This is a genomic window from Niabella insulisoli (genome assembly GCF_039652435.2).
Taxonomy (GTDB): Bacteria; Bacteroidota; Bacteroidia; order Chitinophagales; family Chitinophagaceae; genus Niabella; species Niabella insulamsoli.
Genome location: NZ_CP190246.1, coordinates 615,616 through 630,478, shown reverse-complemented (window position 1 = coordinate 630,478; position 14,863 = coordinate 615,616). Strand labels below are relative to the sequence as shown.

Below are 14,863 nucleotides of genomic sequence, written 5' to 3'. Positions count from 1 at the left end.
TGCATCGATCTTGCGTCGCACACTTCACTTGTGGTGCACAATTCAACCTATATATTCGTATTTAGCGTAAATCTCGCATCAGGCTTGGCTTGTTGATAACCCTGGGTTAGTAGTAGCGGTCAGACGGAGGCCGTCAGACCGTGTACTCGAACGCGTACCCGACCTTGTCAACTATCAATTTTAGCACTTCACACTTTGCCTTTGTGAAAGCGAATCATTTGTCCATAATCCATTTTTCGGGAAAGGCCCACCAAAGCCTGGGCAATGCGTTTCACGCGGGTTTCCTGGGTTTTGGCTTCATCGATCCATTTACTAAAATATCTTTGATGAGAAGGCGCCAGGGTTTTAAAGAAAGTTTCCGCGGCCGGGTCATCCGCAAGGCAGGCCACCAAATCGACGTTGAGTTCGTATGGCTTTTCATCGGCTTCCAAACTCGCGGCCACCATTGCGCCATTCCTTTTGCCTATCCCTTTGCGCATCGCAGCGTTTACGGCCATAATAAAGTTGCCATCACCAACAGGCAAAAGCGTTACGCCCGAGATAGCATGCCGATCTAAGAATCCTTTCACCCGAAATGACTTTTTGTTATTAGCTTTTAGTTGTACTGCCAGCGCTGCGGGCACTTCAATATAGGTCCAGCCAGACTTCTCACCATTTTTTTCAAACTTCTTTAACGGAGCCGTAAATTTTATAGCGGGCATGTGGGATTTAATTTAGGGGCTGAGTTGCTGCCTGGTTAGAGTGGTCTATTGCACTTCAATTTTCCCAAATGCTTCAATAGGTTTAATCCTGATCCCAAAATTGTAGGGAACGATATCCAGGCCGCGCATATACATACTTTTAAAAGCATAAGAACCATAAAGGCGCACTACACCCAGGTTCAATTCAGCAATATAAGAAAGCTTCCAGGGGCGCAAATCGAAATCGCCTCTTGTCTTTGATTTTCCTTCATCCGAATTGATAAATTTATTTCTGGCGGAGTATAAATAGCCCGCGCTAACGCCGGCGCTAATTTCAAAAGGATATAGGCGATAAGGCGTCAGATTGAAATTGAGCATTACGGGCGCAGTGATATAATCGGCCGCCAGTTTATTTTTTGTATAAGTGCGATCTAAGGTTTTGTCAAGATAAATAACCGGGGCATTCGTTACGGCAGGGGTTTGCGCCTCATATCTTATGGGCTGTTTATAGTGATAGTTATTCAACTCAACTCCAAGGCCGTATTGAAAGTTGACAAAATGATTAATAAGGTTGAAACGCTGGGTTACGACCCAAATGTTAACATTCCGGGATTTGAACGGCTTCAGGCCGAGCCATTCTTCATTGGCAAGGGGCGCGTAGTGCTGCGCATCAGCATCGGCATAATTTGTCTTATCGACGAAATTGGACACACCGATATCTACAATGCCCCACTGGGTTTTAACATCCTTCGGATTAGCGCGGCTACTCAACTTTTTTAGAAAACCTTTTTTTTCCGGCTGGGGCGGCGGCGCATTGTCGCGAATGATCACCACACCGCCAATCTCGATCGTATCAGCTTTTGGCTGATCCTGAGCCAGTACTTGAAAAAATGAAGCTATAAAAATGAATGTGAAAACGGCTTTTTGCATTGGTATGGAAAATTAAGCATTCGGGGTTTTATAGAACCTTTGCCGGATATTATTCGAATCGATCACAGTAAAAGCTCCTGAAATTTTTACACGCTGCTCAGTAAGCAATTTAAGAAGTACGGTGGCAGCAGCATCCGGCATAGCGCCTTTCTCTCTAAAAAATACAGCTGCTGGTGGATTTTTTTCTGCATATTTAAAAATCAGTTCCCCATAATCTCTATCGAAAGTCTGTATCACATATCCCAATTCATTGGCAATTCTCAATACTTCCTCGTCCTTAATGCCTTGATGATCTTCCTGAATACTTTTGACGATATATCCAGCTCTTCGCAGGGATAAAATAGCGGATCTTGGAAAATTTTCGTTGGTCAAAAACATAATCTTACGCCGGGACATCACCATACAACTCCAGCTGTATACAATCTTTTAAATACGAAAAAACCGCCCTTAACGAATCAATCGAAAGGGCTGGATAGGATTCCAGTAATTGTCTTTCAGACCAGCCATTGGCCAGCAGTTCAAGAATGAGCTCTACCGAAATTCTTGTACCTTTTATGATAGGCTTTCCCAATAAAACTTCTTTATCAGAAACGATATAATCCTGCCAATTCATATTGCAATATACAAAAACCCTATTTAAATATTTAAAACCTGATACCCACCGAATACGGCGTCATATCCAATCCGTTTTTAAACATGGATTTCATGGCGTAAGAGCCGTAGAGGCTGAAATAGCCCAGGTTTATTTCTGCTACATAGGAAAGCTTCCAGGGGTTGAGGTTGAAGTTGTCTTTTAGTTTCTGCTTTCCTTCATCAGACGTGACTGTTTTGTTGCGGGCGCTGTAAAGATAGCCGGCGCTTATGCCCGCACTGAAACCTAATTCTCCATTACCCATATAAACCGCTTTATTTTTTCGGCTAACTGCAATCGAAATATTTCGCTTGCGCGGGGAAAGTGCAAAATTCAACATGAGAGGAACGGTAATGTAATCAGCAGCCAACTTAGATTTATGGTAGGAACGGCCTTCTGTTTTGTCCCAGATCATTAAAGGCTGACTTTCCGAATACCTGATGGGATTTCTGTAATAATAATTATTGAGTTCAATGCCCATCGCATATTTTAAATTTACTACGTGTTTTATGAGATTGACACGTTGATTGAAAATCCAAAGGTTGAAATTAATAGACTTGCCGGCTCGCAACTCCGACCACTCTTCATTACTGCCCGGCGCCAAAACCTGCACTTGTGGAGAGGTATAATCTGTTCTGTCATAAAAATTTGAAAACCCGATATCGAAATGATCAAGCCAGGTGGTATTAATATCTTTTTGCCGCTTCTGAACAATTGGCGTCCATTTTTGACCCTCCGCGTCCACAATTACTTTTTTTTCATCTTTTTCTGTGATCACCTGCACCGTCACCGAAGACGTGTCTTTCTGCGCGTAGGCATTGCCGACAAAAGCAACCAGCAGCGCCGCTGAAACTAACTTATACATCATGTTGGTATATTTTATTTTTTTATAAGAATGATAGCGATCCGCTTAATCTTCAAGCTGAATTTTAAAGCCGGCTACCTGTATTTCATCGCCGCCGTTGGTTAAAATATTCAAGGCGCGGTTTTCTATTTTCCTGCCGATTTTTCTCAGGAAAGATGGCCTTTTTTCTTTTCCTTCATAAGCCACCGGAATATCAGATGGCGCCACCGGCCTCACTTCCGGAACAGCAGCCTCCTCAACGATTTCCTGTTCCACTGCGCCGACATCTGGCAAATCTTTAACCTGAGAAACGGCGCTTACAGTTTGATGCGCTATCTCCGGCTGCGCCGCAGGAGCGGCTTTTATTTCGCGCATTTCCTCAACTATTGGCTCCATATCTTTTTTTGGGGGGCGGCCGGGTTTCTGATGGGGCGCTGCGGGCGAAGCTATTTTCAAAGTATCGGCGGCAACGTTTTTAGATAAAGCGATATTGTTTTCCTTTTCGGGCGTCGCCTTAGAAGGCTGCACCGCAGTATCATTTTGAACAATCGGCACCACCACATCTTCTTCCTCCTTATATAAAAAAAACCAGGTACTGATAAAAACAATCAAAGAAGCCGCCGCCACCCATTTACGCCAGTCCAATCGCCTTACCGGTACACTTTTATATAACTGGTTTTTGCGCGTGTATGAAAGACTTTCGCCCAGCGGCAAATACAGCTTTTCCAACCCCGCGATTTGATGTTGCAACGAAGGATCATCGGCAAGCCGCGCTTTTATTGCCTGCTCTATCTTTTCATCGGCTTCGCCATCCAGGTAAGTGAATAATTCCTCTTCTGTAAAAGGCGGCGCTTTCATCAGATTTGCTTTGTCATTAAAAAGAACGCTTTTGTCAACAGGTGACAAGGTTTGCTTTAGCAGCTCCAACTCTTTTGCCAGCGCGGGGTGCTGCCTGACAAAAGCCTCCACCTGTTCTTTTTGATCCTGCGACAATTCCTGATCGACATACATCAAAAAAAATGTTTCGTAATTATGCTGGTTAATCTGCATTTATTCCTGTTTAATTCAAACCAAGTTTTCAATTGCGACCAAATAATCCCTCAATTGTAGCCGCGAACGGTGGAGATAAACTTTCACCTGCGCGGCATTCAAACCTGTAATTACGCCGATTTCTTCATAGCTGTACCCCTCGTAATCCTTCAGTAAAACCAAAGACCGGTTTTGTTCTGAAAGGCGCTCCAACGCCGCGTTCAACACGTCTTTCAAATTATGGCCCTTCGCCTCCACCGGCCGCTCGTGGCCTTCAAACGACTCGAACAGATCCACACGCTTTTGTTTTCTAAAATGATCAATCATTTTATTATAACCAACCTTAAATAAATAGGCTTTTGCTGTTTCAGGCTGCACCTGCGCCCTGTTTTTCCAAAGCACTTCAAAAGCGCTTTGCACCATATCTTCCGCGTCGGCCTTTTGCCGCACCGTTTTTAACAGAAACCGATACAGCCCATCGGCATAATTCGTAACACATTCGTTATAATCTTTTTCCGTCATAAGCGGCCATACAATGCTTCTTCTCAAAAATAGGTTGAAAGCGGCGATCCGGTTTGCAGCCGGAAAGAAACGCATTTATAAGATAATACGGACGAGAAAAAGAAAAGTTACAGGAACGGAAAAAAATTATCGCAATACCATTTGCCGGTCGGCGTCGAGGCGGATAAGAATAAATAGCAGGACGGTGAAAGTAAGCAGCGAGGTGCCGCCATAACTAATTAGCGGCAGCGGAATACCGATAACCGGCGCCAGCCCGATCGTCATGCCCAGGTTGATAGAAATATGAAAAAAGAACACTGAGGCCACGCCGTAGGCATAACAACGGCTAAAGGCGCTTCGCTGCCGCTCCGCGATCGTAACGATTCTAAACAGCAATAAAAGGTACAAACCGAGCAACACAAAGCTTCCGACAAATCCAAAACCCTCGCCGATCGTGTCAAAAATAAAATCCGTTCGCTGCTCGGGGACAAAGCCATACCTTGTCTGTGTGCCGCTCAACAACCCTTTGCCCATAATACCACCGCTGCCTACGGCGATTTTCGATTGCTTCACATTATAGTCGGCCGCATTTTTTTGTTTCCCTTTCGAGTCAAGTTTAATTTCACCTTTGATATATTCTTCAGGGATGTCTTTTCCAATCGTACTGAAAATGCGTTCTACCTGGTGCTTTTCAAAAACATGCGTAAATAAAAAAGGAACACCAAAGCGCTGAACGCCTACGCATAGTAACCAAATAAAAATGATTTTTACCAAAAAACCCCGATCCCTTTTAATCTTTCGTTGATACAGAAAAACAACCAGCGCAGCGATCACGGTCAAAATGACCGCAAGCAGATTTTTATCAAGCAGCAGGGTGGAAACAACGAGCGCCGCAGCCGCAAAACCCACAATGATATAAGCCGGCGGCAACCCTTCTCTAAACATTACTAAAAAGAAGGCAAAGAAAACCAGCGCCAGGCCCGTTTCTTTTTGCATAATGGTGAGCATAGCCGGCACCAGCGTGATGGCGGCGGCGATCAATTGTGATTTCGGCCTGCTAAAGTCCATTTCGGGCAGGGAAAGGTATTTTGCCAGGGCCAGCGCCACACTGATCTTGCAGAATTCTGCAGGCTGAAACTGAAAACCGCCCAGCCTAATGATCGACTCCGTCCCTTTTACCGCCGAGTGAAAGGGAAATACCAGCAACAACATTAAAATGCCGCCCGCATACCAGAGGTTGGCTGTCGCCGGAAAAAATTTACTATCGGTAAGCAGGATGAAAAGACCCAGTACCATTGCCACACAGCCATAATAGAATTGTTTGCTGTAATCTGTTTTATAACTTAAAAAGCTTTGCAAAACGGGATCGCCGTCTTTATAGGTTACCGCAAAAATGGCCAGCAAACCTATCGCAAGTAAAACAAGATAAAGAATGATCAAAACAAAATCAACCCCTTTGGATATTTTTACATTCTGCGTACTCATGTCAGCTTACCTTCTTTTTAATACTTATCACATTCCTTTTTTCTACGCCCATTGTCGCCACCAGATTTTCCCTTTTTGCCGGGGCATCCTGCTTTTTATTCCTTTCCGGCTTTGGGGTTGGCCGGGATGCCAGCTCCGAAGCAGCCGCTTCCCTTTTACGGTAAGCTTTAAGAAAAGGAATCAGTTTGGAACTGTCTTTATACGCTTTCAACCACTCTACTGCTCTTACAGAATCGGTGTAATATTGATATCTCGGAATATAAGCGGGTAAAATATTTGCCTGTCCGATGCGCTCGAGATCCACCTTGCTTTTGTTGGTAAGCGAATCGAGCAAGTATCGTTCCATCAATATTCGCGCAATGGGGCCGGCCCAGGTGGCGCCATATCCCGCGTTTTCCACAACCACTGCTACGCATATTTTCGGGTTTTCTTTTGGCGCAAAACTGACAAACATCGAATTATCTTTTAAAGTCCATTTTCTGCCTGCCACATAGCGCGAGTTTTGCGCAGTACCCGTTTTGGCGCAAACATTTATGCCTGGAATCATTGCCACGCGCGCGGTACCATGGGTAACCACATCATGCATACCATTGATTACTGCATTATAAGCCGTGTCAGAAATATGAGTCAACACATCATGGCGCTTGCGATACTTGCTCAGCAGATTGCGGTCCAGCACAGTTTCGTTTTCAATGCTGTCTACAAAATGGGGTATATAATAATATCCTTTGTTGGCAATAATGCACATGGCGTTGGCCAATTGCAGGGGAGTAGCGGTCATCTTATCCTGTCCAATACCGAGCGTCAGGTTGGTGCAAGAATTCCAGGAGCCTCGATACTCTTTATCATAATCTTCAACGGTGGGAATATTGGAATCATCTTCGCTGGGCAGGTCAACACCTAAAGGAACGCCCAAACCAAAGCTATGCATATAGCTTTCCCATTTTTGAAACCCTTTTCTCGTATTGCCGATCTGCCGGTTGTCTACTACTTTTCGGTAGATATCGACAAAATAGGAGTTGCAGGAATTTGCAATCGCCAGGCGCAGATTCGCGGCATGGCCGCCGCCCGCGTGTGTGCAGCCCACTCTGCGGCCACATTCATAATACGCGCCACCACAGGGATATCCGAATGCCGGCGTTATAACGCCTTCGTCTAACGCCACCAAAGCGCCCAGCGGTTTGAAAGTAGAACCTGGCGGATATTGGCCTTTGATCGCGCGGTTCAATAATGGGCCTTTTACATCAAGCACGAGATTTTGAAAGTTTTGATTCTTGTCGGGCCCGGTCAGATCATTTGGGTTAAACAGCGGCCCGGAGGCCATCGCCAACACGCCCCCCGTTTTAGGATCGAGCGCCACTACGGCTCCCATTTTATTATTGATCAGCTTTTCAGCCAGGACTTGCAATTCAACATCTAAAAATGTTTTGAGATCGCGGCCCGCAATGGCTGTAGTATCAAACTCACCATTCTCATAATGTCCCACAAGCCGGTTCTTATTATCCTTAATCATATACTCCACACCGCGCTGCCCCATCAAAATTTTCTCATACACATATTCCAGCCCATTTTTACCGCGGTAATCGCCCAGGCGATAGTAGCCGCCCGACCGCTCTATATCGCGCGGAGAAACCTCGCCGATATAGCCGAGGAAATTGGCGCCCACGTTGGAAGGGTAAGTTCTTACCGGCCTGGCCTGTAAATTGAAGCCATTAAATCGCCAGCTATTTTCTTCAAAGCGGGCCTGCATTTCGGGTGTAAGCAGTGAAATAAAAATTGACGGCCGCACGCGCGAGTTCTTTATGATCGCATCAACAATCCTTTTTTTAAACTCCGCGGTGTCTATCTGCATCAGGTTGCAAAAAGCAATCGTATCTATATTTTTCACTTCGGCCGGCGTCACCATCAGGTCAAACATAATAGTGTTATTAAGCACTGGCTTGCCATTCCGGTCGAAAATAATACCCCGCTCCGGATATACGATTTTGGCAAACACCGCATTGTCGCGGGCCAGCTGATGATACTTTCGGCCAAAAATCTGCAAATTGACCAACTGCCCCAGTATGATTAAAAATACACAGAGAAAAATAGCGCGTATGATATAACTCCTCGACTGATTAAATACAGACATGTAAGGGGGAAATTTTTCGGTGTTGTAAACTGTGAAATGTAAAAGTACAACTACGAAGTTTCGATTAGAAATTTCTATGAATATTTTTTTCGAAACTGTGGTGAAAGTATCGCTTTATACAGTATTTGAGCGGAACTTAAGTTTACGGGGAAAGATAATTTCGGCAATGATAATCATGACCATACTGATTGCGGTGGTGATGATCGTTTTCATTAGAAAATGAATAAAGGATCCGAAAGAAACCCATTCCAAAAACAGCAGGTAAAAGTTATGACAGAAGGAAAGTATCAAAGCGTAGAGCAGGTAGGCCGTCCAGCCCATTGCTTTGGGCGATGGCTCTTTATAGCTAAACTCAGTTGAATCTTTTGGTGCAAATAAATTTATCACCATCGGCCTTAAGAAGGCCACCAGAACGCTGGCTGCGGCATGGAGGCCCGGCGTCATCGTGTAATAATCTACCGACAATCCCAAAAAGAAGCCCAGTATCAAAATCCAGGCTTTTTTAAAATAAAAAGGAAGCCATAAAATAAAAAGGAAATAAATATAGGGCGTCACCAACTGATGTAAATGCGGCATTACATTCAACACATAAACCTGCAGAAAAATGAATAGCATGAAACGAATGATATTTCTGACCAGATCACTCATTTATTACCTCCTTTTTTATCCACCATGTCCTGGGTTTCTCGATCCAGCTGCTTTTGGGTTTCGTAATTGATGTTTTCGACTATAAAAACCTGTTGCAGATTCGTGAGGTTGGCAGTCGGCTTTACTTTCAAAATAAAAAAATTGCTCGCCTTGTCTCTTAACACGTGGGAAACCGTGCCCACCATCCGGCCCGGCGGATAGCTAAGCGAATAGTTGCCGGTAACGATCGTGTCTCCCCTTCTCACCGAATCGGTTTTAGGAATGTTTTTCAGCGTCAGTTCCTGGGGCGACTTCCCCTCCCAACTCAACATCCCCGCGCTGCCGGTTCTTTTGAGTTGAACGCTCATTTTATTAACCACGTTCAAAAGGCTCATGATCTCGCTAAAATTTTTACCTGTGTTGATCACTTTCCCAACCAGCCCCCCGTTGGAGCTAAACACCCCCATATCATCGGCAATGCCTGCGTTGCTTCCGCGATTGATCTGCAAATAGTTTTTATCGGAACTGGCTGTGCTGTAAACCACTTGCGCGCTTCGCCAAATATATTGCCGCATTTTCCCCGTCGTATCGCGATTGGCGGAATCTGCCAGACGCGAAGCGCCCGAATCAACCGGAATGAAGTTGGCACGCAACAGGTTCATTAGCGAATCGTTCAGGCGGTGCACTCGCCTGTTCTCTTCCTGCATTGTAAAAAAATCTTCGAGCGCGTTATACTTACCGTTAAAATAAGAAGTGACGCCACCTGCAAAACCAAGGCCTTTGGCCCTGTGCGAGCGGTTATAGGTGAAAAGAAAGTACAGGGAAATGATCTGTAATATTAGGAACAGAATAAAAACAGAAAAACGCCGGATGAACAAAAAAATATTACGCACCGAATTATAAAATATTGGCTAGTCTATATTGAAGAAACCTGTCGTGCTGCAAAACGCCCCGTTCAAAGTTAATATTCAATATTTAAATTCCTTATGAAAGTGAGAACAAGACGCCAGCCTTCTTTTGATGGAACGGCTGTTGCTCTTAACGCATAACAAATGGATATCTGTCGTAATTCTGCAGCGCGATGCCTGTTCCTCTCACAACGCTTTTCAGCGGATCGTCGGCGATATGCACCGGAAGTTTGATTTTCTGACTTAATCTTTTATCCAGCCCACGCAGCAACGCGCCCCCGCCCGTTAGGTAAAGTCCGCGGCGGTAAATATCACTGGCCAGCTCAGGCGGTGTTTGCTCGAGCGCTTTTAATATGGCTTCTTCTATTTTGAAAATACTTTTATCAAGCGCCTCGGCCACTTCCTGGTAGCTTACCATTATTTGTTTTGGAATACCTGTTACGAGGTCGCGCCCGTTCACCGGAATATCGTCGGGCGGATTATCCAAATCTTTCATGGCCGCGCCAATTTGAATTTTGATTTGTTCGGCGGTGCGCTCCCCGATCAAAAGACTATGATAACGCCTTAGGGCTTCCATAATGTCGGCTGTGAATTCGTCACCGGCAATCCGGATGCTTTGATCGCAAACAATACCGGCTAAAGCGATAACCGTAATACCCGTGGTACCTCCGCCAATGTCAATAATCATATTACCGACAGGCTCTTCCACATCGATGCCGATCCCGAGCGCAGCTGCCATGGGTTCATGAATCAGATAAACCTCTTTAGCTCCAGCTTGTTCGGCGCTATCCCTTACCGCTCGCTTTTCAACCTCGGTGATCGAGGAAGGAATGCAGATCATCATCCTCCAGCTCGGCGGAAAAAGCGGCTTTTTAGGATAAACCAACTTGATCAGCTCCCTGATCATCAATTCGGCAGCATTAAAATCGGCGATCACGCCATCTTTTAAGGGACGAACGGTTCGTATACTTTCGTGCGTTTTTTCGTGCATCATCAGGGCGCGCTTGCCAACAGCCAGCACTTCCTTCGGGTTGTTGCGGTTGAGCGCAACAATACTTGGCTCATTTACAGCCACTTCTTCGTTATGTATAATGAGGGTATTAGCGGTACCCAAATCCATTGCTATTTCCTGAGTAAACCAGTTGAAAAGTCCCATTCTCTATATATTCAAAATTGTGATCGCAAAGGTGGAGAAATTACCCGAAAGTAACAAAGCAAAAGCATAAATCAGAGGAAATTCAGGCTTTAGGGTATTATTAACAGATTTTTCATCGAATGGCTTTTTTCTTCATATTTCGAGGGTTCGAAAACCGCTAAAAAGAAATGCCTGATCCGCCGCCAACATAACATCGATTTGATTGATTTTTTTTCAGTAGGTTTGCCAGATACATTTTTTAAACCGAAAAATAATGGCTCTAAAAGACATTCAATCAACAGGAAATAAGGATACGCGCAGCGGCTTCGGAGATGGTATCGTGGAAGCTGCAAAGAAAAACGAAAATATTGTGGCGCTCAGCGCCGATCTTTTAGGGTCGATGAAGCTGAACGGATTCATTAAAGAGTTTCCTGAGAGGTTTATTCAGTGTGGTATTGGTGAAGCCAATATGATGGGCATCGCATCGGGCCTCGCCATTGGCGGTAAAATTCCGTTCACCACCACTTTTGCCAACTTCAGCACGGGGCGGGTTTATGATCAGATCCGCCAGTCGATTGCCTATAGCGGCAAAAATGTAAAAATCTGCGCCTCTCACGCCGGCGTGACGCTGGGAGAAGATGGCGCCACACACCAGATCCTGGAAGATATCGGGTTGATGAAAATGCTTCCCGGCATGACGGTGGTGGTTCCCTGCGATTACACGCAGACAAAAGCCGCTACCCAGGCCATTGCAAATTATGAAGGGCCGGTTTATCTGCGTTTTGGCCGCCCAAGCTGGCCGATTTTTACAAAAGAAGAAGATTTTGAGATCGGCAAAGCACAATATTTTTCCGAAGGAACCGACGTTACCATTTTTGCCTGCGGCCATTTGGTTTGGAATGCTATTCAGGCGGGCGTGGAGCTCGAAGCGAAGGGCATCAGCGTAGAAGTAATTAATATCCACACCATCAAACCACTCGACGAAGCCGCGGTTTTAAAGTCGATCAAAAAGACAAAATGCGCCGTAACCGCCGAGGAACATAATATAATTGGCGGGTTGGGCGATGCGATCGGGCAATGCGCCGCTAAAAACTTCCCCATTCCTATTGAATATGTAGGCACTAAAGACACGTTTGGGGAAAGCGGAACGCCAAAAGAACTTTTGAAAAAATATGGCCTCGATGTTTCAGATATCGTAGCTGCGGCCGAAAAAGTAATGGCCCGCAAAAACGCTTAAATAATTTCCGAACACTTTACAACCCGTGTCACAACCACGGGTTTTTTCTTTTTATACAGTAATTTTATTGCTTAAACCTTATTGCATTTAATCAGTCATAATAATTAGTTCGATGGAGCGTCCCGAAATACCTGACGAGGAATTATTATTGCTTTTTCGTGACCCGGACACGAAGCAAAAAGCATTTTCACTGATTATCGATAAGTACAAAGAAAGGCTTTACTGGCATATCCGTAGGATGGTGGTGGTGCACGAAGACGCGGACGACGTACTTCAGAATGTTTTTATTAAAATGTGGAAAGGGCTTGACCACTTCAGGGAAGAAAGCAAGCTTTACACATGGCTATACCGAATCGCCAGCAACGAAAGCATCACCCATCTGGAAAAGCTCAAAAAAACAAAACGCATAGAAGTCAAAAATGATGACGACGGCTTTTTAATGGAAACCGTAAAGGCAGACGAATATTTCGACGCTTCAAAAATAGAATGGAAATTACAGTTGGCTATACAAAGCCTGCCTGACCAGCAGAAACTGGTTTTCAGCCTGCGCTACTATGATGAAATGCCTTATAACGACATGAGTGAAATGCTTGGCGTTTCCTCCGGCGCGCTGAAAGCAAGCTATCATCACGCGGTGAAAAAAATTCACGCCTACCTAAAAAACGAGTTAAACTTTTAGTTCAACCATGCGTCCTTAAAAAGAGATGAAAGTGGAAAACGACATACAGGAAATATTGAAGCAGTGGCAGGCGGCGAGCAGTTTACCTTTCGCCACGCCTTATGGCTTACCGGAATACTATTTTTTAAATTTTGAACAGGCGCTGTTGGAGCGCGTAGAGATATCAGATCTGGAAGACACGATTTATCTCATGGAAAAACACCATCCGATTATGGCTTTTCATGCGCCTTCCGGATATTTTGATACGCTCGAAAACCGCATTCAACAAAAGATCAATTCAGAAAAGCCCGGGAAGCTAAAAAAATTAACCTGGTACAAATTCGCAGCGGCGGCTGCGTTTGCCGGCATTATCGCTTTTGGAACCGCGCGCTACTTCCACCAGCAACACAATAATCAACCTGCGGCTGTAACCGTAACACCGGTTGATATCCAAAAAGTCAACAGCAGAGAACTCGCAGAATTTGCCGAAGAGTCCGCCGAAGGCATAAACAATGTTGCAACAGCGAAAAAGACGCTTGATGTCAATCAACTTTTAGATGAAGTTAGTAATCAGGATTTGCAAAATTTTTTAAATGAATCTTCTGCCGGAGATAACGATATGTTTTAATTAGATGAAAAAAGTGAGATATATTTTATTATTGATAATGTTATTTTCAGCGAACCCCGATTTGGTGCTTGCGCAACAGAAAAAGGGGCCGCAAATAAATGATGTTTTTTTTCAGTATGTAGTCAAAACGCTCCCGCTTACGCCCGCAGAGTCAAAGCAGATGCGGCCTCTGGTGAAAAATTACCTGACGGAAAGAAAGAAAATAACGGCTAACTACAAAGATCCGTTGGAGCGGGAACAACAGATATTAAATCTTAAAAAGCGATCCCGCCAGAATATGGCAGCTGTTATCGGCATGAAAAAAGCCAATTCCTTTTTTAGCAGCGAGCAGGCTTTCCGCCGAAAAGTGAGAGATGAACTAAAAAACCGCAAGCAGGATAGCCAGAAAAAAAATTAATGTTTAAACTTTTTGTAGGGAATTTTTTTTTTGTCAAAATCTATTCCCTATTTTTGCACTTGGTGTTTTTCATAGGTTAGCAACGGCCAGCTCTTTTTAGGGCAGGCCTTTTTTTTACCCGCTACTTTTTTAATTAAATTTTGTGATGGGTGATTTTATATCATGATAAAAAAGAAAGGTCCAATCGCGCCCCTGCTCCATCCACGCTTCTCTTAAACGCATGGCCTTTTTGCCGTCAAAATCGTATTTCGCCGCAAAACGGGTTTTCATTTGAGATAATTGTGGCGCATCATCGGCGCCGAAAAAAACCGTTTCCCCTGCTTCCCGGATCCAGATCACCCGGTGGAACTTCGAATGAGCCCCTGTTACCTCGTAAGAAATCTCAGAGCCGATCTTTCCCTGCTCGTCGTGGTTGAAAACCACCTGGTCAGAGGTTTGAAGAAGGTCGAGCATCTCTGTATCATAAGAAGCCGAACCTATTTGCAGCGCATAGTCTATCTCCTGTTGTTGCACGTAATAAACCGCCTTTTCAAAAGCCAGCTGCTTGGTATAGGGATTGATGAGCCCGCCGGCGTGATCCTTATGCAGATGGCTCATAACGACTTTGGTAATATCTCCGGCATTAATGCCTTGCTGACTCAGGTTTTTGAATAATTGAAACTGGCCGTTTTCGTCAGTCAGCCCCAGGCCCGTGTCAAGCAAAATAATATCATCGGCCGTTATTACAACGAAGGGCTGAATTTCAACCAGGAGGCTACCTCTGTTGCGGGCAGCCAACTCGTCTTCAGTAGCCTTGAAGGGTACAAATTTTTTTGACGCATCAACCGTGAAGCTGCCTTCGGAAAGAGGAATAATTTTCATTCGTATTTTTTATATGTTTTTATGGGTCGAATGGAACTTATCAGGTATAAAATTTTCATTTCCCTGTGTGATAAAAATGAAAATTTTATAAGGAACGTTTCATTCGTTTATTTTATATTTTATCAGTATAAGCGGCAGGACTTTTCTACAACACAAGCCCGCCCATGGCTTTCCTTTTTCG

17 protein-coding genes are annotated in these 14,863 nt (G+C 44.5%); 4 read left to right on the top strand and 13 right to left on the bottom strand.

The window, feature by feature from the left end; all coding sequences use genetic code 11:
- Window positions 1-188: 188 nt before the first annotated feature.
- From ABDK00_RS02725 to ABDK00_RS02670, 12 genes are all read right to left on the bottom strand, one after another.
- Window positions 189-701, bottom strand: coding sequence for a YdeI/OmpD-associated family protein (locus ABDK00_RS02725; protein WP_346237971.1), 513 nt, complete (start codon window positions 699-701; stop codon window positions 189-191).
- A gap of 45 nt (window positions 702-746) precedes the next feature.
- A complete protein-coding gene (locus ABDK00_RS02720; protein ID WP_346237970.1) occupies window positions 747-1,610 on the bottom strand; it encodes an outer membrane beta-barrel protein in 864 nt (287 codons plus the stop codon).
- A gap of 12 nt (window positions 1,611-1,622) precedes the next feature.
- Complete coding sequence (locus ABDK00_RS02715; protein ID WP_346237969.1) at window positions 1,623-1,982, bottom strand: DUF5615 family PIN-like protein; 360 nt, start codon at window positions 1,980-1,982, stop codon at window positions 1,623-1,625.
- A 10-nt stretch (window positions 1,983-1,992) separates the two neighbouring features.
- A complete protein-coding gene (locus tag ABDK00_RS02710; RefSeq protein WP_346237968.1) occupies window positions 1,993-2,223 on the bottom strand; it encodes a DUF433 domain-containing protein in 231 nt (76 codons plus the stop codon).
- A gap of 31 nt (window positions 2,224-2,254) precedes the next feature.
- Window positions 2,255-3,109 (bottom strand): hypothetical protein, encoded by an 855-nt coding sequence (locus ABDK00_RS02705; protein ID WP_346237967.1) that lies wholly within the window; start codon window positions 3,107-3,109, stop codon window positions 2,255-2,257.
- A 42-nt stretch (window positions 3,110-3,151) separates the two neighbouring features.
- On the bottom strand, window positions 3,152-4,135 hold the full coding sequence (locus tag ABDK00_RS02700) for a hypothetical protein (RefSeq protein ID WP_346237966.1): 984 nt from the start codon (window positions 4,133-4,135) through the stop codon (window positions 3,152-3,154).
- A gap of 15 nt (window positions 4,136-4,150) precedes the next feature.
- Window positions 4,151-4,711 carry an RNA polymerase sigma factor gene (locus ABDK00_RS02695; RefSeq protein WP_346237965.1) on the bottom strand — a complete coding sequence of 187 codons (561 nt, stop codon included), beginning with the start codon at window positions 4,709-4,711 and terminating at the stop codon, window positions 4,151-4,153.
- 51 nt (window positions 4,712-4,762) lie between these two features.
- Window positions 4,763-6,100: a rod shape-determining protein RodA gene (rodA, locus tag ABDK00_RS02690; protein WP_346237964.1), complete on the bottom strand. Its 1,338-nt coding sequence runs from the start codon at window positions 6,098-6,100 to the stop codon at window positions 4,763-4,765.
- 1 nt (window position 6,101) lies between these two features.
- Window positions 6,102-8,231: a penicillin-binding protein 2 gene (gene mrdA / locus ABDK00_RS02685; RefSeq protein WP_346237963.1), complete on the bottom strand. Its 2,130-nt coding sequence runs from the start codon at window positions 8,229-8,231 to the stop codon at window positions 6,102-6,104.
- A 114-nt stretch (window positions 8,232-8,345) separates the two neighbouring features.
- On the bottom strand, window positions 8,346-8,879 hold the full coding sequence (locus ABDK00_RS02680; protein WP_346237962.1) for a rod shape-determining protein MreD: 534 nt from the start codon (window positions 8,877-8,879) through the stop codon (window positions 8,346-8,348).
- Entirely contained in the window at window positions 8,876-9,751 is an 876-nt protein-coding gene (gene mreC, locus ABDK00_RS02675) for a rod shape-determining protein MreC (protein ID WP_346237961.1), read from the bottom strand. Before mreC ends, ABDK00_RS02680 begins: the two co-directional genes overlap by 4 nt.
- 145 nt (window positions 9,752-9,896) lie before the next feature.
- The gene (locus ABDK00_RS02670; RefSeq protein WP_114792158.1) at window positions 9,897-10,922 is read right to left on the bottom strand and encodes a rod shape-determining protein; all 1,026 of its coding nucleotides are present in this window, start codon (window positions 10,920-10,922) and stop codon (window positions 9,897-9,899) included.
- A gap of 253 nt (window positions 10,923-11,175) precedes the next feature.
- On the opposite strand from ABDK00_RS02670, the gene ABDK00_RS02665 reads away from it, so the two are divergent.
- The 4 genes from ABDK00_RS02665 to ABDK00_RS02650 all read left to right on the top strand — a co-directional run bounded on the left by ABDK00_RS02665 (window position 11,176) and on the right by ABDK00_RS02650 (window position 13,821).
- On the top strand, window positions 11,176-12,138 hold the full coding sequence (locus tag ABDK00_RS02665) for a transketolase family protein (protein WP_346237960.1): 963 nt from the start codon (window positions 11,176-11,178) through the stop codon (window positions 12,136-12,138).
- A gap of 112 nt (window positions 12,139-12,250) precedes the next feature.
- A complete protein-coding gene (locus ABDK00_RS02660) occupies window positions 12,251-12,817 on the top strand; it encodes an RNA polymerase sigma factor (protein ID WP_346237959.1) in 567 nt (188 codons plus the stop codon).
- Window positions 12,818-12,848: 31 nt separating this feature from the next.
- On the top strand, window positions 12,849-13,424 hold the full coding sequence (locus ABDK00_RS02655) for a hypothetical protein (RefSeq protein WP_346237958.1): 576 nt from the start codon (window positions 12,849-12,851) through the stop codon (window positions 13,422-13,424).
- 37 nt (window positions 13,425-13,461) lie between these two features.
- Window positions 13,462-13,821: a hypothetical protein gene (locus tag ABDK00_RS02650; RefSeq protein WP_346237957.1), complete on the top strand. Its 360-nt coding sequence runs from the start codon at window positions 13,462-13,464 to the stop codon at window positions 13,819-13,821.
- A 129-nt stretch (window positions 13,822-13,950) separates the two neighbouring features.
- Here the strand turns inward: ABDK00_RS02650 and ABDK00_RS02645 are convergent, their stop codons facing one another.
- On the bottom strand, window positions 13,951-14,682 hold the full coding sequence (locus ABDK00_RS02645; RefSeq protein ID WP_346237956.1) for an MBL fold metallo-hydrolase: 732 nt from the start codon (window positions 14,680-14,682) through the stop codon (window positions 13,951-13,953).
- Window positions 14,683-14,863: the final 181 nt, after the last annotated feature.